General features: G+C 70.0%; 19 protein-coding genes. 7 read left to right on the top strand and 12 right to left on the bottom strand.

Annotated elements, in window-relative coordinates; genetic code table 11:
* Nucleotides 1-17: 17 nt before the first annotated feature.
* On the bottom strand, nucleotides 18-1169 hold the full coding sequence (locus HCA58_RS13720) for an ABC transporter ATP-binding protein (protein WP_169598210.1): 1152 nt from the start codon (nucleotides 1167-1169) through the stop codon (nucleotides 18-20).
* A 1-nt stretch (nucleotide 1170) separates the two neighbouring features.
* Nucleotides 1171-2355, bottom strand: a complete 1185-nt coding sequence (locus HCA58_RS13715; protein ID WP_169598209.1) for a spermidine/putrescine ABC transporter substrate-binding protein — start codon at nucleotides 2353-2355, stop codon at nucleotides 1171-1173.
* Between the two features lie 202 nt (nucleotides 2356-2557).
* Between HCA58_RS13715 and HCA58_RS13710 the strand changes: the two genes are divergently transcribed.
* Both HCA58_RS13710 and HCA58_RS13705 read left to right on the top strand, forming a co-directional pair.
* Nucleotides 2558-3070, top strand: a complete 513-nt coding sequence (locus tag HCA58_RS13710; RefSeq protein ID WP_169598208.1) for an Lrp/AsnC family transcriptional regulator — start codon at nucleotides 2558-2560, stop codon at nucleotides 3068-3070.
* Nucleotides 3071-3378: 308 nt separating this feature from the next.
* Nucleotides 3379-4725 carry an aspartate aminotransferase family protein gene (locus HCA58_RS13705; protein ID WP_169598207.1) on the top strand — a complete coding sequence of 449 codons (1347 nt, stop codon included), beginning with the start codon at nucleotides 3379-3381 and terminating at the stop codon, nucleotides 4723-4725.
* Between the two features lie 88 nt (nucleotides 4726-4813).
* On the opposite strand, the gene HCA58_RS13700 is transcribed toward HCA58_RS13705, so the two are convergent.
* A complete protein-coding gene (locus HCA58_RS13700; RefSeq protein ID WP_169598206.1) occupies nucleotides 4814-5191 on the bottom strand; it encodes a DUF3499 domain-containing protein in 378 nt (125 codons plus the stop codon).
* A gap of 152 nt (nucleotides 5192-5343) precedes the next feature.
* On the opposite strand from HCA58_RS13700, the gene HCA58_RS13695 reads away from it, so the two are divergent.
* The gene (locus HCA58_RS13695; RefSeq protein WP_169598205.1) at nucleotides 5344-5793 is read left to right on the top strand and encodes a metallopeptidase family protein; all 450 of its coding nucleotides are present in this window, start codon (nucleotides 5344-5346) and stop codon (nucleotides 5791-5793) included.
* 43 nt (nucleotides 5794-5836) lie between these two features.
* Here the strand turns inward: HCA58_RS13695 and HCA58_RS13690 are convergent, their stop codons facing one another.
* The 6 genes from HCA58_RS13690 to HCA58_RS13665 all read right to left on the bottom strand — a co-directional run bounded on the left by HCA58_RS13690 (nucleotide 5837) and on the right by HCA58_RS13665 (nucleotide 12782).
* Nucleotides 5837-6094 (bottom strand): WhiB family transcriptional regulator, encoded by a 258-nt coding sequence (locus tag HCA58_RS13690; RefSeq protein ID WP_013731688.1) that lies wholly within the window; start codon nucleotides 6092-6094, stop codon nucleotides 5837-5839.
* Nucleotides 6095-6566: 472 nt separating this feature from the next.
* Nucleotides 6567-6917, bottom strand: a complete 351-nt coding sequence (locus HCA58_RS13685; protein WP_169598204.1) for a phospholipase — start codon at nucleotides 6915-6917, stop codon at nucleotides 6567-6569.
* Between the two features lie 15 nt (nucleotides 6918-6932).
* Nucleotides 6933-8327: a DUF4331 domain-containing protein gene (locus tag HCA58_RS13680; protein ID WP_169598203.1), complete on the bottom strand. Its 1395-nt coding sequence runs from the start codon at nucleotides 8325-8327 to the stop codon at nucleotides 6933-6935.
* 217 nt (nucleotides 8328-8544) lie between these two features.
* Nucleotides 8545-8829: a hypothetical protein gene (locus tag HCA58_RS13675; RefSeq protein ID WP_169598202.1), complete on the bottom strand. Its 285-nt coding sequence runs from the start codon at nucleotides 8827-8829 to the stop codon at nucleotides 8545-8547.
* A gap of 158 nt (nucleotides 8830-8987) precedes the next feature.
* Nucleotides 8988-11567 (bottom strand): bifunctional FO biosynthesis protein CofGH, encoded by a 2580-nt coding sequence (locus tag HCA58_RS13670; protein WP_169598201.1) that lies wholly within the window; start codon nucleotides 11565-11567, stop codon nucleotides 8988-8990.
* A 99-nt stretch (nucleotides 11568-11666) separates the two neighbouring features.
* Nucleotides 11667-12782 carry a hypothetical protein gene (locus HCA58_RS13665; protein ID WP_169598200.1) on the bottom strand — a complete coding sequence of 372 codons (1116 nt, stop codon included), beginning with the start codon at nucleotides 12780-12782 and terminating at the stop codon, nucleotides 11667-11669.
* Between the two features lie 97 nt (nucleotides 12783-12879).
* Here HCA58_RS13665 and cofD point away from each other — a divergent pair, with 97 nt between their 5' ends.
* From cofD to HCA58_RS13650, 3 genes are all read left to right on the top strand, one after another.
* Complete coding sequence (cofD, locus tag HCA58_RS13660; RefSeq protein ID WP_169598199.1) at nucleotides 12880-13827, top strand: 2-phospho-L-lactate transferase; 948 nt, start codon at nucleotides 12880-12882, stop codon at nucleotides 13825-13827.
* Entirely contained in the window at nucleotides 13824-14912 is a 1089-nt protein-coding gene (locus HCA58_RS13655) for a coenzyme F420-0:L-glutamate ligase (protein WP_169598198.1), read from the top strand. The genes cofD and HCA58_RS13655 overlap by 4 nt, the downstream gene beginning before the upstream one ends.
* A gap of 247 nt (nucleotides 14913-15159) precedes the next feature.
* On the top strand, nucleotides 15160-15774 hold the full coding sequence (locus HCA58_RS13650; protein WP_169598197.1) for an NUDIX domain-containing protein: 615 nt from the start codon (nucleotides 15160-15162) through the stop codon (nucleotides 15772-15774).
* On the opposite strand, the gene HCA58_RS13645 is transcribed toward HCA58_RS13650, so the two are convergent.
* Together HCA58_RS13645 and HCA58_RS13640 are read right to left on the bottom strand one after the other, a co-directional pair.
* A complete protein-coding gene (locus HCA58_RS13645) occupies nucleotides 15743-16834 on the bottom strand; it encodes a mannose-1-phosphate guanylyltransferase (RefSeq protein ID WP_169598196.1) in 1092 nt (363 codons plus the stop codon). The two genes, HCA58_RS13650 and HCA58_RS13645, sit on opposite strands and share 32 nt — an antisense overlap.
* 49 nt (nucleotides 16835-16883) lie before the next feature.
* Nucleotides 16884-18029: a glycosyltransferase family 1 protein gene (locus HCA58_RS13640; protein WP_169598195.1), complete on the bottom strand. Its 1146-nt coding sequence runs from the start codon at nucleotides 18027-18029 to the stop codon at nucleotides 16884-16886.
* Between the two features lie 149 nt (nucleotides 18030-18178).
* On the opposite strand from HCA58_RS13640, the gene HCA58_RS13635 reads away from it, so the two are divergent.
* Nucleotides 18179-18889, top strand: coding sequence for a TIGR03089 family protein (locus HCA58_RS13635; protein WP_169598194.1), 711 nt, complete (start codon nucleotides 18179-18181; stop codon nucleotides 18887-18889).
* A gap of 144 nt (nucleotides 18890-19033) precedes the next feature.
* Here the strand turns inward: HCA58_RS13635 and HCA58_RS13630 are convergent, their stop codons facing one another.
* A complete protein-coding gene (locus tag HCA58_RS13630) occupies nucleotides 19034-21016 on the bottom strand; it encodes an acetoacetate--CoA ligase (RefSeq protein ID WP_169598193.1) in 1983 nt (660 codons plus the stop codon).
* Between the last annotated feature and the right edge of the window lie 145 nt (nucleotides 21017-21161).

The following is a 21161-nucleotide window of genomic DNA, read 5'->3' as shown; positions in this document are numbered from 1 at the left end:
GGCCTCACTTCGGTGGCTCATGAGGACGCACCGATCGGCTCGTCGAGCACCGGGATGGTCCGGTCCTCCTCGTCGGCGCGGCGGCCGAGCAGGAAGGCGTGCCGGGGATCCCAGTACGCCACGGCCCGATCGCCGACGGCGAAGCGCTGCTGGGCGCCGCTGTTGGCGACGAACACGCTCAGCTCGCTGCCCCAGCCGGTACGCAGCAGGTACTGCGTGCTGACCCCGACGTAGGAGGCGTCGGTCACGGTGCCTTCGAGGTGCTGCCTGCCGGCGGGCACCTGAACCGCCGTATCGGCCAGGTGCAGCTTCTCCGGACGTACTCCCACGAAGACCGGGCCGTGGTCGGTGCGGGAGCGGCCGGCGGGCACCGAGAACCGCGCTCCGTGTGCGGTCACCAGCAGGTCGCTGCCGCTGCGGCCGAAGACGTCGCCGGCTATCAGGTTGGACTGGCCGAGGAAGTTGGCCACGAAGGCGGTCGCCGGGAACTCGTAGATCTCGGCGGGAGGACCTAGTTGCTCGATCCGGCCGGCGTTCATCACCGCGACCGTGTCCGCCATCGTCATGGCTTCCTCCTGGTCGTGGGTGACGTGTACGAAGGTGATGCCGACCTCGGTCTGGATGCGTTTGAGTTCGATCTGCATCTGGCGACGCAGTTTGAGGTCGAGCGCGCCCAGCGGTTCGTCGAGAAGCAGCACCTGAGGCTGGTTGATGAGGGCCCGGGCCAGCGCGACGCGCTGCTGCTGGCCGCCGGAGAGTTGCGCGGGCCGTCGCCGCCCGTACCCGTCCAGCTGCACCAGGGACAGCATCTGCCGCACCTGCTCGTCGACCGCGCGGATTCCGCGTCGCCGCGGCCCGAAGGCGACGTTCTCGAAGATGTCCAGGTGGGGAAAGAGCGCGTAGCTCTGGAACACCGTGTTCACCGGCCGCTTGTGGGGCCGCAGTCGCGCGATGTCCCGGTCGCCGAGCAGCACCTGCCCGCTTGTGGGTCGCTCCAGCCCGGCGACCATCCGCAGGGTGGTGGTCTTACCGCAGCCGGAGGCACCGAGCAGAGCGAAGAACGAACCCTGCGGAATCGTCAGGTTGAGGCTGTCGACAGCGGTGAAGGCGCCGAAGGTCTTGGTGAGGTTGGCCAGCCTCAGATCGCCGGCCGGAGTGTCCCGAGCCATCTCACGCTCCGATGACCTGCTGGAACTTGGCTTCGTACTCGCGTTCCTGCGTCTCGTCCAGAGCCATGAAGACCCGGGAACGGGACAGCATGGCCTCGTCCGGGAAGATCAGCGGGTTGGCGGCCAGCTCCGGATCGATCTTTTCCATCTCCGCCTGTGCGCCCTGCACCGGGCAGATGTAGTTGACGTACGCGGCGAGTTGGGCGGCGACCGCCGGCTCGTAGTAGTAGTTGATCAGCTCTTCGGCGTTGGTCTTGTGGCTGGCCTGGTTCGGCACCAGCATGTTGTCCGACCAGAGCATCACCCCGGAGTCGGGCACCACGAACTTGATCTGTTCGTCCTCGAAGCCGAGTTGGATGATGTCCCCGGACCAGCCGACACACGCGGCGATATCCCCTTTGGCCAGGTCCGGCGCGTAGTCGTTGCCGGTGAAGCGTCGGATCTGCCCGGAGTTCACCGCCCGCTTGAGCTTGTTGAGCGCGTCGTCGAACTGGTTGGCGGTGAAGTCCGCCGGGTTGTGCCCGTTGGACATCAGCAGCAGGCCCATGGTGTCCCGCATCTCGCTGAGCGCGGTCACCTTGCCCTTCAGGTCGGGGCGGGTCAACAGTTCGTCGACGGTACGGATCTCCCCGGTGACCCGTCCGTTGTAGGCGAGACCGGCGAGGCCGGACTGCCACGGCACGGCGTACTGGTTGTCGACATCGAACGGACGGTTACGCAGTGACGGCAGGATGTTGGCCGCGACGTTGGGCATCTTCGTCCCGTCGAGCATCTGCAGCCAGCCGAGGCGGATCATCCGGGCGGCCATCCAGTCGGTGAGGACCATGATGTCGCGGCCGGTGCTCTGGCAGGCTGCGAGCTGGTTCTGCACCTTGCCGAAGAACTCGTTGTTGTCGTTGACGTCCTCGGAGTACGCCACCTTGATGCCGGTCCTGCTGACGAACTCGTCCAGGCTGGGACGTTTCGATTCGTCGTCCTCGTCGACGTCCATGTACTGCGGCCAGTTGGAGAAGGCGAGCGTCTTCTCGGTGCCGGACAGGTCCTCGCTGACGCAGCCCTCCTCGGTCTGCTGTGCGGCGGGCGTGCCACAGCCGGCCAGGCTGCCGCCGGCGGCGAGCAGCGCGGCCGAGCCGAGGGTGCCGGTGAGCAGGCCACGCCGAGTGAGGGGCCGGAAGGCACTACGCATGTGACGACTCCTATGGCTGATCGTCGGCGGCGGGACGGGGTACGCGCCGGCTGGAGGGTCAGTGGCGATGGACGACTGATCCTGACATGAGAAACCCTCACTCACAAGGGATTCCGTTGCCGCAATAGCGCCTGACGACGAATTACGGCAGAGTGACTCGTAGCGCTAGGCTCACCCCGGTGACGAACTGGGGGAGCGTTCGATGACGAACCGGCAGCAGGAGAACGGCACCGGCGGGCGCCGGGTGAGTGTGCGCGAAGGCGCCAGTCACGCCCTGCTCGACGACGTGGCGAAGCAGATCATCGAACAGCTCCAGGAGGACGGCCGCCGCCCGTACGCCACCATCGGCAAAGCGGTGGGACTCTCCGAGGCGGCGGTACGGCAGCGCGTACAACGCCTGCTCGACGCCGGGGTGATGCAGATCGTCGCGGTCACCGACCCGCTTCAACTGGGTTTCCCGCGCCAGGCCATGATCGGCCTACGGACCGACGGCGACCTGGAGAGCGTCGCCGACCGCATCGCCGAGCTGGACGAGGTCGACTACGTGGTGATCACCGCGGGTTCGTTCGACCTCCTTGCCGAGGCGGTCTGCCGCAACGACGAACACCTGCTGGAGATCCTGCAACGGTTGCGCGCGGTCGACGGGGTGCTCTCGACGGAGGCATTCGTCTACCTGAAGCTCCGCAAACAGACCTACAGCTGGGGTACCGCCTGATCCACCTGGCGCGCCGTCCGCTCGATCACTCGCTGGACCCACTCGACATGTCGCAACCCGTGCCGACCCGACCGCCGGAGCCCGCAGGACCCCGCGACCCGCGCATCCCGGCGGCCGGAGGCAGGAATGACGGATCCACCGGCAGGCAGTACGGATTCCGTTGTAGGACCGCGCCAAGCAGCACCGAATTCGTTGCACATCAGGCACTTGTCAACCGATAGCACTTGCTTTGAGGTGTCGAGCTATGGGATAACCGTGACACGAGCGGCCGGTCACCCCTTACCGGCCCGAGACACGATGGGGCTGACATGGCCGACGCCACCGACCACCTCTGGATGCACTTCACCCGGATGGCGAGCTACTCCGCCACAGAGGTGCCGACAATCGTGCGCGGCGAGGGTGCGTACGTCTGGGACGCCCAGGGCCGCCGTTACCTCGACGGGCTGGCCGGGCTGTTCGTGGTCAACGCCGGCCACGGGCGCGCGGAGCTTGCCGAGGCCGCCACCAAACAGGCCAGCGAGCTGGCTTACTTCCCCCTCTGGTCGTACGCCCACCCGAAGGCGGTCGAACTGGCCGAGAGAATCGCCACTCTCGCACCGGGGGACCTGAACCGGGTCTTCTTCACCACCGGCGGCTCGGAGGCCGTCGAGGCGGCCTGGAAGTTGGCCCGCGCGTACTTCAAGCGGACCGGCAAGCCGACCAAGCACAAGGTGGTCAGCCGGTACATCGCCTACCACGGCACGTCGATGGGCGCTCTGTCGATCACCGGGCTGCCCGGCATCAAGACGGATTTCGAGCCGTTGGTGCCCGGGGGAATCAAGGTGCCGAACACCAACTTCTACCGGGCCCCCGAACACGGCGACGACCCGGAGGCGTTCGGTCGTTGGGCGGCCGAGGAGATCGGCCGCGCCATCGAGCGGGAGGGGCCGGAAACCGTGGCGGCGGTCTTCCTGGAGCCGGTGCAGAACTCCGGCGGCTGCTTCCCACCGCCGCCCGGCTACTTCGAGCGGGTCCGCGACATCTGCGACGCGTACGACGTGCTGCTGGTCAGTGACGAGGTGATCTGCTCGTGGGGACGGCTCGGCGAGTACTTCGGCGCGCAGCGCTACGGCTACCAGCCCGACATGATCACCACCGCCAAGGGGATCACCTCTGGTTATGCTCCGCTCGGCGCGATGATCGCCAGCGACCGGCTGATGGAGCCGTTCCTGACCGAGACCGGCATGTTCGCCCATGGGGTGACCTTCGGCGGCCACCCGGTCTCCTGCGCGGTGGCCCTGGCCAACCTGGAGGTCTTCGCCCGGGAGGACCTGATCGGGCACGTACGCGCCAACGAGGGGGCGTTCCGCGCCACCCTGGAGAAGCTGCACGATCTGCCGATCGTCGGTGACGTCCGGGGCGACGGCTACTTCTACGGCATCGAGTTGGTCAAGGACAAGAGCACGCGGGAGACGTTCGACGGGGCCGAGTCGGAGCGACTGCTGCGCGGATTCCTCTCCAGCGCCCTCTTCGATGCCGGGCTCTACTGCCGCGCCGATGACCGGGGCGACCCCGTGGTACAGCTCGCCCCACCGCTGATCGCCGACCAGCAGCAGTTCGACGAGATCGAGCAGATCCTCCGTACCGTCCTCACCGAAGCCTGGTCCCGCCTCTGACCCACCCTGTCGATCATGAGGTTGGCGGCACCACCGAGATCCGCAAGTGCCGCCGACCTCATGATCGACGCAGCAGTGGGGGTGGGGTTCAGTGGGCGGGAGGGATCACACGGAGGTGACCGCGGCGGGAGGTTGGAGCCGGGGCGGGAGGCGCAGTGGAGTGGTGCTGGTCGTCCTGAAGAGGGCGGGGGGCGGGACGGGCGGCCTCGCGGACCGCCTCGGCGAGGGCCACCAGATCGTCGGTGGTGGGCGGCGGTGGCTCGAATTCGCCCTCGTGCCGGACCACCTCCCAACCGCGCGGGGCGGTCAGGCTGCGGGCGTGCGGCTCACAGAGGTCGTACGTGTGCGGCTCGGCGAAGGCGGCAAGCGGGCCCACCACCGCGGTCGACTCGTTGTAGACATAGGTCAGTGTGGCGACCGCTTGCCGGGGGCAGCCGTTGCGGGAGCAGCGCCGTGGTGACCTCACCGGCGCAGGGTATCTCCATTACCGGCTTCGGCGCACCGCTTCGCGTTACGACACGCCCGTCTTGGTGATCACATTTCCGGTCGCCTGCCGCAACGCGCCAGGTGGTTGGCGCCGACGCGGTCCGGAGCGGACCGGAAGCTACTCTTTGGCTCATGACGAGCCCGGAGAGCCGCCGTCCCGGCACCACCCGTCGGGCGCACCGCGACCGGCACGGACGTGGCCTGCGAGGGCGGCTGGTACCGGCCACCGTGCCGCTGGCCCGGACCAAGGCGGAGATCTTCGACGACCTTGTGCTGGACACCGTCGAGACGCTCGAGCGCCGGTTCGCCAAGGAGTTGGCCGGAGTGGAGTTCGCCGTCGAGGACGTCCCGCCCGATCTGAACGTCTACGACTCCGACGTGCTGGAGGACGGCGAGGTGCCGCTGGCCCGGCTGCTGCCCGGTCGGCCGGGCCGCCAGGAGGTCCCGCCGCGGATCGTGCTGTACCGGCGACCGTTGGAGTTCCGGGCGATGGACCGTGAGGATCTCGCCGATCTGGTCCACGACGTGATCATCGAGCAGGTGGCGAACCTGCTCGGCGTCGACCCGGACGAGTTGGCCTGATCGTCGGGTGGGACGGCCCCCCAGCCGCCCCGCCCCACGTCGTTCAGGCCGCCCGGCGCTTCAGCTTGCGCCGCTCCCGTTCGGAGAGCCCGCCCCAGATCCCGAAACGCTCGTCATGGCCGAGAGCGTATTCGAGGCACTCCGTCTTGACCTCGCACCGCGAGCAGATGCGCTTCGCCTCGCGGGTCGAGCCGCCCTTCTCGGGGAAGAACGCCTCCGGGTCGGTCTGCGAGCACAGGGCCCGCTCCTGCCACTCCGGCGCGTTTCCGAGCAGGTCGGCCGCCTCCAGCTGGCCGTCCATTCAGTTGCCTCCTTGTCGCGCACCGGCGTCGTCGCCGCTGCAACCCCCCACGCGAAAGGCGTGCTTTTGTCCGTCCGGTCCGGTTATCGTGCGTTCCGTGCGAACAACCCCATTCAAATTACACGCGTGTATTACGTGCACAGTCAAGCCGAACTTGATAATGGAGTCGCCCTCCCGACACGCATCCCGGACGGCCATCCGTACCACCCGGTCTCGCCCTGCCCTATCGATTCAGACCCCGGCCGAGTAACGCCCTCCCCGGCGAGTTGCCCGAGTTTTCTCCTGTGGCGCGCCGGTCGCCGCCGAAGCGACCGGCCTTCGCATCCAGGCGGAGGAAGCCGCCAGCAAGATCCGTTGATCTTGATGGGCAAGGGTATCCCGACTGCGCCGACCCCGCCCGCCGGGTGGTCCAACGACGACCGCGTCCCGTCCACACTGTGGACGGGACGCGGTAGACGCAGACTCCGGCGGATCAGTCAGACGACGAGTACACGCTGGTCGGCAAGGCGAACTCGGCAACAACACCACCGGTTACGGTGACCGACCCGACGGGTGTGTCACCGTCCCACCAGACGGTATAGACTCCCGCTGGCAGGTCCGGGTAGACGGCACCGTGGAACGTACCGTCCCGAACCCGACGCTCACGCACCGCCGAGTGGGTACGCGGGTTGCCGTCCCGGTCGACGCGGCTCACCTCGATCTCCCGCCCGAGCAGTTCACGTCCGGTGTAGATGATCAGGGCACCGGTGTCACCACCGAGGTCGAGGACAACGGTTCCGGTCCCCGAAGGACCGTACGTGTGCGAGTGCTCGTGTCCGCCCATCCTTCGCCCTTCCACTCAGGAGCCCGCCGCCGGGTTGTTGAACCCGTCGTAGGGCGTACCGAGGAAGGGAAACTTGTTCAGGAACGGCGCGGTCACGTCCTCGGCGCTCAACCCCGGAGTCACCGCTGCCGCCGCCTCGTCCGGCTGGAAGTGGCGATCGACCAGTGGCACGGTCAGCCCGGCGATGGCCCGCAGCGAAATCGTCACCACGTCGTCGGTCACCCGCCGACCGTTCGGGAAGCCCGCGAGGTCGCCCCCGAGGACACCGAGCGCGTTCGGCCGATCGGCCGGTGGGATCGCGGTGTTCAGGCGCAGCATGTCGGCCTGCAGATCACCAGTGCTGTTGGTGAAACCGTCGATCAGCCCCTCGGGGATACCGGTGAGCAGGATGGCCACCAGGTCGGCCCGGGCCTGCCCGGACTGGTTCAACGCGTCGAGGTTCGGGAAGACGTGCGGATAGAGCACCGGCAGCAGAGCGGCCAGTTCCGGCCGCTCCACGAACTGAGCGAACTGGTTGTCCTCCGCCGGGGACAGGGTGTTCCACAGGTCCTTCTGCGCCATCGGCACGATGACCTCATTGAACAGCGGGTTGCCCAACCGGGACACCTGCGTGAACGGCCCGGCGTTGATGTCGGTCGCCACGCGGTCCCCCAGCATGCGCACCTGCTGACGGGACGCCGAGGTCCACACCCCGATCACCGAGGCCGGCTCCTGCCAGTGGTAACGGGCGGCACTACGACGCACCAGGTTCAGCGGCACCTGCAACGCCAGGCTGTGCACGTTCAGCCGGTCGGTGGCGTTCACCGGCTCACCCGGGTTCTGGAAGATCTGCTTTCCCGCGACGTGCAACTGCTGGAACGGTCGCAGCGTACCCAGGTCGAAGATCGCACCCAGGTCCACGAAGAACCCGTCGGCACGCTGCCCGGCGAAGACCTTCTCGCCCGTGGAGAGCTTGAAGGTCGCCTGCCGTACCAGTTCCGCGTAGTTCGGAGTGGACAGTGGACCGACGTTGCAGGGCGGGCAGGGCAACTTCTGCGCCAGCAACTCCTCCTCGCCGCCGACGATCCGGGTCAGGCTGTAGAACTGCCGACGGTTCCAGTTCTCACTGTCGAGTGCGTCGATCGGTCCGGTGTTGTAGAGAAAACTGTTCGGATTGGTGATCTCGGTGACGAACTCGAACCGATAGACGACGTCCGGCTGCCCGTCACCATTGTTGTCGATGTTGATTTCGTACCGTACGTCGTCGCCGAACTCGAAGAAGTTGGGCCCACCGGAAGGCAACTGCAACGGTACGTAGTTGGCGATCAGCGTCACCGTGTCCGGATTATCGGGGGTGACGAACGCGTACAGGTCGGAGGAATCGGCGACAGGATCCTTGGCGATCTCCGGTGCCTCGCGGTGTGAAGACATGACGGACCCACCTCACTGGGCGAAAAAATCAATTCGGACTGGCCGGTCGGGGCGCGGGGCCCACCGACCGCGCCGAACCCGCCGCACTGGGGCGGGTGGCGGAGACACTCAGCGTCGGCGGCAGGGCACGACGCGCAGGACGACGAACATGGGGACGACGCCCGAGCCGGCAGCCGGGCAGACCCCCGGCACCCCGCAGCGGCGGGTCGGCAACGGCTCAGCGCCGACCGGCGGCGCCACGCAACTTGTCCGCCAGGTCACGGTCACGCACCTCGATCCGGGACTGACCGACGAACACGTCCAGGGTGCCGGACTTCGCGTCCCGCAGAAACACGACGATCGTCTCGGCCTCACCGGCGGCGGCCTTGTCGTTGCCGTCCCCGGCCAGCGACAGCCCCGGCACCGCGAGCGCGGCAGCGCCGAGCGTGGCACTCGCCGCGGCGGTGATTGTCTGCCGACGGGTCAGTTTCAGTCCACGCCGCTTACGCTTCTCAGTGATCATGGCCAACCTTTCCGGCGGCGGCGCCGCACACGTCGCCCGCATTGACGGACGGGGGCCACGACAGAACACATCGGCCCCCGCGAGGGGTACCGGCGGCGGTCCTCGCCGTGCCGCCGCCGGCATCGACAGGTACGTCCGCCGGAACGCGAACGTTCGAACTAAGCCGATATGTGACCGTATGCAGTCGTACGCCTACGCGCTGGTCGACCCGCCGCCTCCGCGATGGCCCGCAACTGCTCCTCCGTTCGCGCCGACCCGTTGCCGGAACCGGCCATCCGGGAAATGGTCTCCTCCATGAGCGTGCCGCCCAGGTCGTTGCAGCCGCTGCGCAACAACTCCGCCGTACCCGCGTCGCCCAGTTTCACCCAGGAGCACTGGATGTTGTCGATCCGGCCGTGCAACAGCACCCGCGCCATCGCGTGCACCACCCGGTTCTCCCGCCACGTCGGACCGGGCCGCGCGATGCCGGCGAGATAGATCGGAGCGTTCGTGTGCACGAACGGCAACGCCACGAACTCGGTGAACCCGCCGGTGCGATCCTGCACACCGGCGAGAACCCGGAAATGCGCCAGCCAGTGCCCGGGATGGTCCACGTGGCCGTACATCATCGTCGAGCTGGACCGGATGCCGAGCTCGTGGGCCGTGCTCACCACCTCGACCCAGGCGGCGGTCGGCAACTTGCCCTTGGTGAGCACCCAGCGCACCTCGTCGTCGAGAATCTCCGCAGCGGTGCCCGGAATGGTGTCCAGTCCCGCCTCGCGCAGCCCGGCCAGCCACTCCCGCACCGGCACACCGGCCTTCGCGGCAGCGGTGACGATCTCCATCGGAGAGAAGGCGTGCACGTGCATCCGCGGCACCCGGGCCTTGATCGCCCGGACCAGGTCGGCGTAGATCGTCACCGGCAGCTTCGGGTCGATGCCACCCTGGATGCACACCTCACCGGCCCCGGCCTCCCACGCCTCCCGGGCCCGCTCCGCGACCTGATCCACCGAGAGCCGGTAGGCGTCGGCGTCGCGCTCCCGCTGGGCGAAGGCACAGAACCGGCAACCCACGTAACAGACGTTCGAGAAGTTGATGTTGCGGTTGACCACATAGGTCACGTCGTCACCGACGGCACGGCGGCGCAACTCGTCGGCGGTGCGGCACAACTCGTCGAGAGCCTGACCGTCGACGCCGAAAAGTGCCAGCGCGGCGTCGGTGTGCCGGGGCTCCAGCAGGGCCGCCGGATCGTCGGCGGCCAACCGCAGCCCGGCCCGCAGGTCGGCGTCACCGGAACCCGCGGTGGCCTGCCGGCCAGCTACGGCGCGACCTGCCACCCCGTTACCCGGGCCATCGTCGGCACCCGCTCGCGCCGGTGGCACAGCCGCCTTCGCCGCCACCTCGGCCCAGTCACCGTAGACGTGGTCGAAGTCGCCCCGCCGGTCGTCCGTACGCCCCGCAGTGTCGATGGTGGTGTGCAGGTCGGTCCGTCCGCCGAAGGTCTCGTCGGGCTCCTGCCACGGCCTGCCGACCGGACGGGTCTCCGCTACCGCCAACCCGGTCGCCGGGTCGGCAAGCGCGCTCACGTGCGGCAGCAGACGCGCATCCAGCCACGGCTCACCGGCCTGGACGTACTCCGGGTAGACGGTCAACCGTTCCCGCAGGGTGAAGCCGGCAGCTGCGGTTCGGGCCGCCAGTTCGTCGAGCTGCGGCCAGGGACGCTCCGGGTTGACGTGGTCGGGTGTCACCGGTGACACCCCACCCCAGTCGTCGATGCCGGCCCGCAGCAGCAGGTCGTACTCGCCGGCGATCAGATTCGGAGGTGCCTGGATGCGTGCCTTCGGACCCAACAGCAGACGGGCCACCGCCACGGTCGCCGCAAGGTCGTGTAGCTCGGCGTCGGGCATCCCGCGCATCGCCGTGTCCGGCTTCGCCCGGAAGTTCTGCACGATCACCTCCTGGAGATGGCCGTACTCCCGCTGGGCCCGCCGGATCGCGAAGATCGCGTCGACGCGTTCGGCGTGGGTCTCGCCGATACCGATCAGGATGCCGGTGGTGAACGGCACGCCGACCCGTCCGGCGTCGTCGAGCACCCGCAACCGCACCGCCGGTTCCTTGTCCGGCGAGCCGTAGTGCGGGCCACCGGGTTCGGACCACAACCGGGTGGCCGTGGTCTCCAGCATCATGCCCATGCTCGGCGCCACCGGCTTGAGCCGGTGCAGTTCCGCCCAGGAGAGCACGCCCGGGTTCAGGTGCGGCAGCAGGCCGGTCTCCTCAAGCACCGCGACGGCGCAGGCCCGCAGGTAGTCGAGGGTGGAGCCGTAGCCGCGTTCGTCGAGCCACTGACGGGCGGCCGGCCACCGCTCCTCCGGCCGGTCACCGAGCGTGAAAAGGGCTTCCTTGCAACCCTGCGCCGCGCCGGCCCGGGCGACGGCCAGCACCTCGTCGCGGTCGAGGAAAGGCGCCGGCAGCCGGTGCGGCACCGTGGCGAACGTGCAGTAGTGGCAGCGGTCCCGGCAGAGCCGGGTCAGCGGAACGAAGACCTTCTTCGAGTACGTGACGACGCCCGGCCGGCCGGCCTCCCGTAGCCCTGCGTCGCGGATCGCGCCGGCGATACCGAGGAGTTCCTCCAGAGCCGCGCCCCGCGCGGTCAGCAGGGTAGACGCCTCGTCGACGTCGAGCGCCCGGCCGGTGGCGGCGCGGTGCAGTGCCCGCCGTACGCCCCTGTCACCCGGCCCGCGCTCGCTCCGATCAACCATCCGTTCAGCCTATGCGCTGCCACCCTGCCCGGTCCCTACCCCGTGGGCAACCGCACGTGCGCGACGACGGAACCGGTACGGCCAGCTGCCGGAGATCGCTCAACCGGGCTGGTCGCCCGGGTCGATCCGTTGGGTGCGGTCGGCGGCCCCGTCGCCCGGTCGGGGACCCGACGGATCGACGTCGCCGTCAGCCGGCCGTGGGATCGCCTGGGTCGGGTCGACACCCGGGCGCGCACCGCCGGCCGGGTCACCCTGGCGCGGGATGCTCTGGGTCGGGTCCGCCGACGCCGGCTGCCCGAACGGTGGTGCGGCTGGCGAGGACGGTGCCACCGACTGCGGTGGCACTGCCGGCTGACCGTGCGGCGGCCAGGTGTGCGGGGACTCCGGCGGGCCGGCGGCGGGCGCCTGACCGGCGACCGGCCAGCCCGGCTGGCTGCCGGGGTAGCCCTGGTCGGCGGGATAGTCACTGGGTGCGCCGCCCGTCGGATAGCCGCCGAACTGGCCGGAGCCGGCCTGATGCTGCTGCCCTGTCCCAGGATGACCGCTGAGGTGACCGGTGCCCGGGTAGCCCGCAGACCGGTCCGCTGCCGGCCAACCGCCCGGCTGCCCGGGCGGAACCCAACCACCGCCCTGCTGAGCAGGCTGGCCACCGAAGTGGCCCGGGCCTCCCGGCTGCGGCCAACCCTGCGGCTGCGGCGTGCCGTACAGGCCCGGCTCCGGCTTGGGCCGGGGCACGTGGTAGAGCCGCTGCCACACGCTCCACACCACGTACGCGGCCACCGCGAAGAGCGCCACCCAGGCGACCCGGGTGAGCAGGCCGGTCATGGCGTCGAAGAGCTGCGCCTCGGCCAGACGCCCGACCACCCAGATGAGCAGGGTCAGACCACCGAGCACAGCACTCACCGCGTACTCGACAAGCGCCACCTGCGTGACGAGTTTCGCCCGTTCGACGGTCGGAGCGAAGTGCGTTGCCAGCAGTACCGCCAGCACCGGTAGGACCACCGCCTCCACGCCGATGAGGGCGAAGAACGAACTGGCGGCACGCCCGGTCACCGTGCTGTAGGCACCCTGCGGGGTCAGCAGCCGGATCAGCCCCACGAAGAGGAAAACGGCGTTCGCGCCCAGGAGCACGAAGGCAGCGAGTTCACGCAGCGGTCCGGTCACCTGGCGGGCCGGGGTCGGGTCGGTGGGCGGGGGCTCGGCTGGGCTGGTCACGAACTCTCCCTGCGGCGAAAGCGGACAGATGCCGACGTGAGCCTAGTCTCCCGGGCCACCTGGCTGCCGGAGGCGGCACGTAGGCGAGGATGGGCGAATGCGCATCGTGGTCCTGACCGGCGGAATCGGCGGTGCCCGGTTCCTGCTCGGGGTGCGGGCGTACGCCCGCGAGGTTGGTGCCGAGGTGACCGCAGTGGTCAACGTCGGCGACGACCTACGGCTGCACGGGCTCCGGATCTGTCCGGACCTGGACAGCGTGCTGTACACCCTCGGCGGTGGCGCCGACCCGACGCGGGGCTGGGGGCGCGCCGACGAGAGCTGGACGGTCAAGGACGAGATGGCCGCCTACGGTGCCGAGCCGGGCTGGTTCGGCCTCGGTGACCGGGACATCGCCACCCACCTGGTCCGCACCACGATGCTCGACGCCGGCTATCCGCTGCACCAGGTCACCGAAGCACTCGCGACGCGCTGGCAGCCCGGCGTACGCCTGCTGCCGGCGACCGACGACCGCCTGGAGACGCACGCGATCATCGACCTCGACGGTGGGCAGCGGGCGATCCACTTCCAGGAATGGTGGGTACGCTACCGGGCTCAGGTTCCGACCCACCGTTTCGTCTTCGTCGGTGCGGAGTCGGCGAAGCCGGCGCCCGGCGTGGCAGAGGCGATCGCCGGAGCGGACGTGCTGCTCGTGGCACCGAGCAACCCGGTGGTCAGTATCGCACCGATCCTCGCCGTGCCGGGCCTGCGCGAGGCGGTGACGGACGGCCCGGCCTCGGTGGTGGGTGTCTCGCCGATCATCGGCGGAGCGCCGGTACGCGGCATGGCCGACCGCTGCCTGGCCGTCGTCGGCGTGGAGTGCTCCGCTGGCGGTGTCGGTGGGCTGTACGGAGGCCGGGCCACCGGAGGGCTGATCGACGGCTGGTTGGTGGCCGAGGAGGATGCCGCAACTGTGGTGCCGGACGTGACGGTCCGCGCCCTGCCGCTGCGGATGACCGACGAGGCGGCGACGGCGGCAATGGTCCGCGCTGCGGTGGAGTTGACGTGAGACTGGAGATCCTGCCGGTGTCCGGCATCGGGCACGTGGCCGAGGGTGACGACCTGGCGGTACTGATCGGGAGTGCGGCGCCCTGGCTGCGCGACGGGGATGTGCTGGTGGTGACCAGCAAGATCATCTCGAAGTCCGAGGGCCGGCTGGTCGACGTACCCGCCGACGGCCCCGACCGGCAGGCCGCCCGGGACGACGTACTTGCGGCAGAGACGGTACGGGTGGTGGCGTCACGTGGCCAAACCCGGATCGTGCAGACCCGACACGGCTTCGTGATGGCCGCCGCCGGGATCGACGCCTCGAACGTCGACAAGACCCGACTGGTCCTACTCCCGGAGGACCCGGACGCTTCGGCCCGCAACCTCCGCGCCGGTCTGCGCGACCGGTACGGCGTGGACGTGGCGGTTGTCGTGAGCGACACGATGGGGCGCCCCTGGCGCAACGGACTCACTGACGTGGCCCTCGGAGTCGCCGGGATGGACGCCGTCCGCGACCACCGGGGCGAAGTCGACCCGTACGGCAACGAACTGGTGTTGACGCAGATGGCGGTGATCGACGAACTGGCCGCGGCAGGAGAGTTGATCAAGGGCAAGTGCGACCAGGTGCCGGTCGCGGTGATCCGCGGCTATCTGACGCCACCGCTGGCCGGCGACGGCGCGGGGGCCAGGGTCCTGGTCCGGGACACGTCGATGGACCTGTTCTCGCTGGGCACCGCCGAGGCGAAGGCAGCCGGGCTGGCAGCCGCCGCCGTCCTGCCGGACAGTCTGGGTGAAGCCCCACCCGACCCGGCGACCGTCGACCAGGCGATCGCCTCAGTCGCCGGTGTGATCGCCCCCGGCACGGTCTTCTCCCAGGTCACCGACGAGAGCGCACGCGCCGCTCTGGTTCCCATCGTGCCGGGCTGGCCGACCCGCGCAACCGGACTGGTGCTCTGCTCCCCACCCACCCCGGTGGGCCCGGTCCAGCTGGTCCGTTTCGGCACCGACGTGCAACGCCTGCGCACCGCCCTCGCGGCAGCAGGCGTCCCCACCCGACTCCTCCCCCCACCCAACGGCACCACCGCCGCCGCCGCCCTCGCCCTCTGACAGACCCCCACCCCGCCCACGCCGCTCGCTGCCCGCGCCGCCCCGCCGAGGGCGGGTGGCGGACGCACCGAAGGTGGGGGGCCGGGGGTCGAGGACGGCGCGGCCGAGGGGTGAGGGTGTGCAGGACAATGTTGCGGTCGCGGTGACTGACCAGCAGGCCCGGGGCGAGCAGGGTCAGATCGTGTTTCAACGACGTCGGAGTGTCCACCAGCGCCCTCTACGCTGGCACGGACGAGAGGAGCGGCTGATGTCGACACCCCGGACGGTGGACGAAACACTACCCGGCGACGCGGTGGACTGGACGGCGTTGCACGAGAACGCGGTGGCGGTACTCACCGGCTGGACGCCGACCAGCCCGGACGCGGCGAAGTCCCGCGACCGTACCCTTGGCCTGCTCGAGACCGGGCCGACGGCGATGGGCCGCGAACATCGGGTCGGCCACGTCACCGCGAGCACGCTGGTCTTCGACGCGACCGGCACCAGGGTGCTGCTCTGCCTACACGGGAAGCTCCACAAGTGGGTGCAGTTGGGCGGGCACTGTGAGCCCGGCGACCGGACCCTTGTCGACACGGCGCTGCGGGAAGCCACCGAGGAGTCGGGCATCGCCGGGCTGCGGATCGATCCGACGCCCATCGACGTGGATGTGCACCAGGTGACCTGCCAGGGCGGATCGCTGCACCACGACGTGCGCTTCGCCGTGTTCGCGCCGGCCGGGGCGACGGAACGGGTGAGCGCGGAGTCCGAGGCGCTCGGCTGGTTCCCACCGGAACGCCTGCCCCACCCGCTGGCCGGTGGGACCGCCCGACTCGTCGCACCGGGCCTGGCAGCCTTCAGACGAGCCTGTCCTCACCCCGTCTCCTGAGCTCGTCCACGATCGACTTCACGTCCTGGGCACGGTCACGCGGGCAGACCAGCAACGCGTCCTCGGTGTCGACCACGATCAGGTCCCGTACGCCGACGGCGGCCACCAGCCGGCCGGCCTGCGGTGCCACCACCATCCCGCTGCTGTCCCGCAGCATCACCTCGGCCTTGGCGTCACCCGCGAGTACCACGTTCCCCGCGGTGTCCGCCGGCAGCACCTCGCCGAGCGTGTGGAAGTCACCCACGTCGTTCCACCGGAAGTCACCGGGCACGGTCGCCACCCGGCCAGCCGCGGCAGCGCCCTCCATCACCGCGTAGTCCACCGAGATCTTCGTCAGCGTGGGCCAGACAGCACCGAGCACGGCGTCTTGTTCGTCGGAGTCCCAGGCCGCCGCGATCGTGGTGACCCCGTCGTGCAGGTCGGGCTGCTGACGTGCCAGTTCGGCGAGGAACGCCGACACCCGCCAGACGAACATGCCGGCGTTCCAGAGGTAGTGGCCCGAACGCACGTACGTCTCGGCCACCTCCGCGCTCGGCTTCTCCTTGAACTCGACCACCGGGCGCATCGGGCCGCCACCGACGGGTTCGCCGGTCCGTAGATATCCGTAGCCGGTCTCCGGCCGGGTCGGCGTGATCCCGACAGTCATCAGCAGCCCCTGCTCCGCCCCCCGGACCGCCTCCCGGACGGTGTCCACCCATCGCTGTGGGTCGCCGATCAGGTGGTCGGCGGCGAACGATCCCATGACGGCGTCCGGGTCGCGTACGGCGATGACCGCGGCGGCCAGCGCGATGGCGGCGCAGGAGTCCCGAGGTGACGGTTCGACCAGGATGTTCTCCTCCGGCAGACCGGTCAGCTGACGGGCCACAGCCGCGGCGTGCGCGACTCCGGTGACCACCATCGTGCGTTCGGGAGTGGTCAACGGCCCCAGCCGCTCGACGGTCGCCTGGAGCAGCGACGCGGACGTACCGGTGAACGGGTGGAGGAACTTGGGATGCCCGGCGCGGGACAGCGGCCACAGCCTCGTGCCGCTGCCACCAGCCGGAATGACGACATAGATCACCAGGACATCATGCCCGAACCGCCCGGACCGGGCGCCCCGGTTGCCGGCCTCACGCCCGTGCCCTGGTCCATGCCGCGATGTGCACCTCGGCGCTGGACCCCCAGGTGAACTCCTTCGCCCGGTCGAAACCGGCCTTGGCCAGTGACAACCGGCGTCGCTCGTCGTCGAGCAGCGCCGCCAGGTCGACGGCGATCTGGTCCGGATCTTCGCTGGTGTAGGCCACCGCGTCGCCACCGACTTCGGGCAGCGACAGCCGGGGGGTGGTGAGCACCGGGGCGGCGCACGCCATCGCCTCCAGGATGGGCAACCCGAACCCCTCGCCGTAGGAGGGGTACGCGGCCACCAACGCCCCACCGAGGAAACCGGGCAGATCGCCGTAGCGCAGATAGCCGGGACGCAGCAGCCGCAGGTGCGAGGGCACCTCGGCCACCGCGCGGTCGATGTCGTCGTCGTGTCCCTGCCCGCCGGCCACCACGAGGGCCGGCGGATCCTGCCGGTCGGCGACCGCCCGGGCCCAGCCACGGATCAGGTTCGGCACGTTCTTGCGGGGCTCCTTGGCACCGAGGAACGCGACGTAGTTGCTGTCACCCAACCCCAGGCGGGCACGGACCCGGGCCTTCTCCTCATCGCCGGGCGCGTGGAACGCCTCATGGTCCACACCGTGGTAGGCCACGTCGATTCGGGTCGGGTCGGCGTCCAACAGTCGGATCAGCTCGTCACGGGTGGCTTTGCTGGGCACGATCACCCGGTCCGCACGCCGGAGCGAGGTCTTTATCGCGCTGCGGAAGAACGTCCGGCGGGACTTGTCGTAGTGCTCCGGCTCGGTGAAGAACGTCGCGTCGTGCACCGTCACGGTGACCGGACAGCCGGCCCGCAGTGGGCAGGTGTAGAAGGGCGAGTGCAGCACCTCCGCGCTCACCTGTTGGGCGAGCAGTGGCAGACCGGTCTGTTCCCAGGCGAGCCGGGCCGGCCGGTGCGCGACCGCTGCCGGCGCGGGAACGATCTCCGCGCCCGGCAGCATCCGGCGGTAACGCTCCAGGTCGGTGCGGAGGCTGACCACCACCAGGTCCACCGCCGATCCGCACACCTTGCCGAGGGCGCCGAGCAGGCCATCGACGTATCTACCGACGCCGCCGCGATCGGCGGGGACACTCGTGGCGTCGATGAGCACGCGGGGCGGGCGACCGGCGGTCACGGGGCGACTCCTTGCGGTGGCGGGACTGTGGGGAAGGACACTCCGGCAAGCCTACGCCCGAGCCGGGCGCGGACGTCGACTGCGACCCGACGGTATGCGACTTGTCGCTGTCATCAAGTACGGACACCGGGGGCGTATCGTTCGCGTCGATGGCCGACAACATTGCCCGGGTGTTCGCCGACGCGATCGCGACAGACCCGAACCGCCCGCTGCTGACCTGGTACGACGACGCATCCGACGAGCGCACCGAGCTTTCCGGGGCGACACTGGCGAACTGGGTGGCCAAAACGGCCAACCTGCTCGTCGACGAACTGGCCCTCGGGCCGGGCGGCGCTGCGGCGGTGCTGCTGCCGCCGCACTGGCAGAGCGCTGCCGTGCTGCTCGGCTGCTGGGCGGCGGGGCTGACGGTCCAGCTGCCCGGATCGCCGCTCGCCGAGCCCTCCGGTGGCGTGGACGTGCTGTTCGCCACCGTGGAGCGCGCGGCCGACGCCGACGCCTGGTCGGCCGCCGACCGGTACGCACTCGCGTTGCACCCCTTCGCGCTGCCGCTGCGCGACGTGCCGGCGGGCTTCGCCGACTACGTCACCGAGGTACGCGCCCACGGTGACCACTTCACCGCGTACCCACCGGGCGGGCCCGACCACACCTCGCTGCGTACCCGGGCCACCACCCGCGCCGCCGAACTCGGCATCGCTGCCGGCGACCGGCTCCTCGTGGACGTCGACCAGTACCCGGATCCGCTCGACTGGCTGCTCGCTCCGCTGAGCGCGGGTGCCACCCTCGTACTGTGCGCCCACCCGGATCCCGCCCGTCTGACCGACCGCCGATCGACGGAGCGGGTCACCCACGCCCTGACCTGACCTGGCCTCACCCGACCTGACCTGGCGCCGACCTGGGCTGGGCAGGCTCTGGCCGCAGCCACGGCGACCGCCCTCAGCCCGAGCGACGATCCGTCCCGCTCAAAGCGGGCCGGCGACCGGTGGTAGGAGCCCGAACGTGGCCGATCACGTGGCGGGACGGTCCGGGGTGCGGTGTTCGGCCAGGGTGGCGAAGGCGGCCAGGGATTCGGGATTGGCCAGGGCGCCCTTGGCGGCGGCCCGGTCCACCGGGGTTCCGGTGAGGATCTTCTTGACCGGAACTTCGAGCTTCTTCGCCGACAGGGTGCGTGGCACCGCGCGGACCTGGTGGATCTCGTCGGGTACGTGCCGGGGGGACAACGCGGTACGCAGTTCGCGGCAGATGGTCTGGCGCAACTCGTCGTCGAGCGTCACCCCCTCGGCGGGCACCACGAACAGCAGCAGCTCACCGGCACCACCCTCGTCGTCCTCCAGATGCACCACCACCGAGTCGGCGACCTCGTCCAGACCCTCCACCACCGAGTAAAACTCGGCCGTGCCGAGTCGTACGCCGCCACGGTTGAGGGTGGCGTCGGAGCGGCCGGTGATGACGCACCCGCCCCGGGAGTTGATGGTGATCCAGTCTCCGTGCCGCCACACCCCCGGATACACGTCGAAGTACGCCTCCCGGTAGCGCACGCCCTCCGGGTCGTTCCAGAACCCCACCGGCATGCTCGGCATCGGCTCGGTGAGCACCAACTCGCCCAGTTCCCCGATGACGGCTGTGCCGTCGGACGATCGGGCCTCCACCTTGGCGCCCAGGGCCCGGCAGGTGATCTCGCCGGCGTGTACCGGTAGCAGCGGGACACCGCCGACGAAGCCGGTGCACACGTCGGTGCCGCCGGACAGCGACTGCAGTTGAAGATCGCTGCCGACCGTGTCGTACACCCAGGTGAAGCCCTCGGCGGGCAGTGGCGCGCCGGTGGAGCCGAGGCCGCGCAGCATGGCGAGATCGGCGACGTCGCGCGGCACCAGCCCGGCCTTGCGGCAGGCCAGCAGGAACGGTGCAGAGGTACCGAAGTAGGTGGTGCCGGTCTGCTCGGCCAGCCGCCACAGGGCACCCAGGTCGGGGTGGCCGGGGTTGCCGTCGTACAGCACGATCGCCGCGCCGACCGCCGGCCCGGAGACCAGGAAGTTCCACATCATCCAGCCGGTGGTGGTGTACCAGAAGAAGCGGTCTGTCGGACCGAGGTCGTGGTGCAGGGCGAGCATCTTGAGATGCTCCAGGAGGATGCCGCCGTGTCCGTGCACGATCGGCTTGGGCAGCCCGGTGGTGCCGGATGAGTAGAGCACGTAGAGCGGATGGTCGAACGGCACCGCGGTGAAGGCCAGCGGCCCGTCGGTGGGGGCTGCCAGTTCCGCCCAGGCCAGTGTCCCCTCGGCCGGCGAACCGTCCGGGTGAAGGTAGGGGATCGAGACGGTGTGCCCCAGCGACGGCAACGCGGCGCGGATCGCGGCCACCTCGGCCCGCCGGTCCACCGGTTTGTCCCCGTACCGGTAGCCGTCCACGGCGACGAGAATCTTCGGCTCGATCTGCTGCCACCGGTCGGTGACGCTGCGGGTGCCGAACTCCGGCGCGCAGGAGGAGAAGACGGCACCGAGGCTGGCGGTGGCGAGCATCAGCACGTACGTCTCGGGGATGTTCGGCGCGTACGCCGCCACCCGGTCACCGGTGGTGACGCCGAGCCGCCGCAGCCCGGCCGCGACCCGACGCACCTGCTCGCGTAGCTGCCCGACGGTGAGGGTGACCGGTGGCCGGGTCTGCCCGTGCGCCACCACCACCGGCTCGTCGTCGGTTCGGCCCGGTATCCGCAACACGTTCTCGGCGTAGTTCAGGGTGGCGCCGGGGAACCACCGGGTGCCCGGCATGTCCCGGTCGGTCAGGGTGCTGGTCGACGGTGTCTGGGCGACCACCCCGAAGTGGTCCCAGATCGACCGCCAGAAGGCATCCAGGTCGGTGACCGACCACCGCCACAGCGCGTCGTAGTCGGCGAAGGTCAGCCCTCGGTGTTCGGCGAGCCAACGTAGGTACGCCCCGATCCGGGACCGCTGGAGCACGTCCGCCGGCGGCGTCCACAGCACGTCCGTCACTGGTCCACTCCTCCCCTGGCCCGGCACGACGCTGTGCGGTGGGCCCGTGGCGCCATCTTGCCCTACCTAGAAGCGCCATTCTCCGCACCGGGGCCTCGCAGGCGCATGTGCCCGCCCCACACCCCCCGCGCCCGACCAGTGTGGT

The organism is Micromonospora sp. HNM0581, from assembly GCF_012726175.1.
In the GTDB taxonomy this organism is placed as follows: domain Bacteria; phylum Actinomycetota; class Actinomycetes; order Mycobacteriales; family Micromonosporaceae; genus Micromonospora.
Note: the sequence above shows the minus strand (reverse complement) of the source record. Positions and strands in the feature narration are given on the sequence as shown.

What these genes read in the sequence shown, in the direction of transcription:
- HCA58_RS13720 (WP_169598210.1), bottom strand. Translation starts at nt 1,169, where the DNA reads ATGGCTCGGGACACTCCGGCCGGCGATCTGAGGCTGGCCAACCTCACC.
- HCA58_RS13715 (WP_169598209.1), bottom strand. Translation starts at nt 2,355, where the DNA reads ATGCGTAGTGCCTTCCGGCCCCTCACTCGGCGTGGCCTGCTCACCGGC.
- HCA58_RS13710 (WP_169598208.1), top strand. Translation starts at nt 2,558, where the DNA reads ATGACGAACCGGCAGCAGGAGAACGGCACCGGCGGGCGCCGGGTGAGT.
- HCA58_RS13705 (WP_169598207.1), top strand. Translation starts at nt 3,379, where the DNA reads ATGGCCGACGCCACCGACCACCTCTGGATGCACTTCACCCGGATGGCG.
- HCA58_RS13695 (WP_169598205.1), top strand. Translation starts at nt 5,344, where the DNA reads ATGACGAGCCCGGAGAGCCGCCGTCCCGGCACCACCCGTCGGGCGCAC.
- HCA58_RS13690 (WP_013731688.1), bottom strand. Translation starts at nt 6,094, where the DNA reads ATGGACGGCCAGCTGGAGGCGGCCGACCTGCTCGGAAACGCGCCGGAG.
- HCA58_RS13685 (WP_169598204.1), bottom strand. Translation starts at nt 6,917, where the DNA reads ATGGGCGGACACGAGCACTCGCACACGTACGGTCCTTCGGGGACCGGA.
- HCA58_RS13680 (WP_169598203.1), bottom strand. Translation starts at nt 8,327, where the DNA reads ATGTCTTCACACCGCGAGGCACCGGAGATCGCCAAGGATCCTGTCGCC.
- HCA58_RS13675 (WP_169598202.1), bottom strand. Translation starts at nt 8,829, where the DNA reads ATGATCACTGAGAAGCGTAAGCGGCGTGGACTGAAACTGACCCGTCGG.
- HCA58_RS13670 (WP_169598201.1), bottom strand. Translation starts at nt 11,567, where the DNA reads ATGGTTGATCGGAGCGAGCGCGGGCCGGGTGACAGGGGCGTACGGCGG.
- cofD (WP_169598199.1), top strand. Translation starts at nt 12,880, where the DNA reads ATGCGCATCGTGGTCCTGACCGGCGGAATCGGCGGTGCCCGGTTCCTG.
- HCA58_RS13650 (WP_169598197.1), top strand. Translation starts at nt 15,160, where the DNA reads ATGTCGACACCCCGGACGGTGGACGAAACACTACCCGGCGACGCGGTG.
- HCA58_RS13635 (WP_169598194.1), top strand. Translation starts at nt 18,179, where the DNA reads ATGGCCGACAACATTGCCCGGGTGTTCGCCGACGCGATCGCGACAGAC.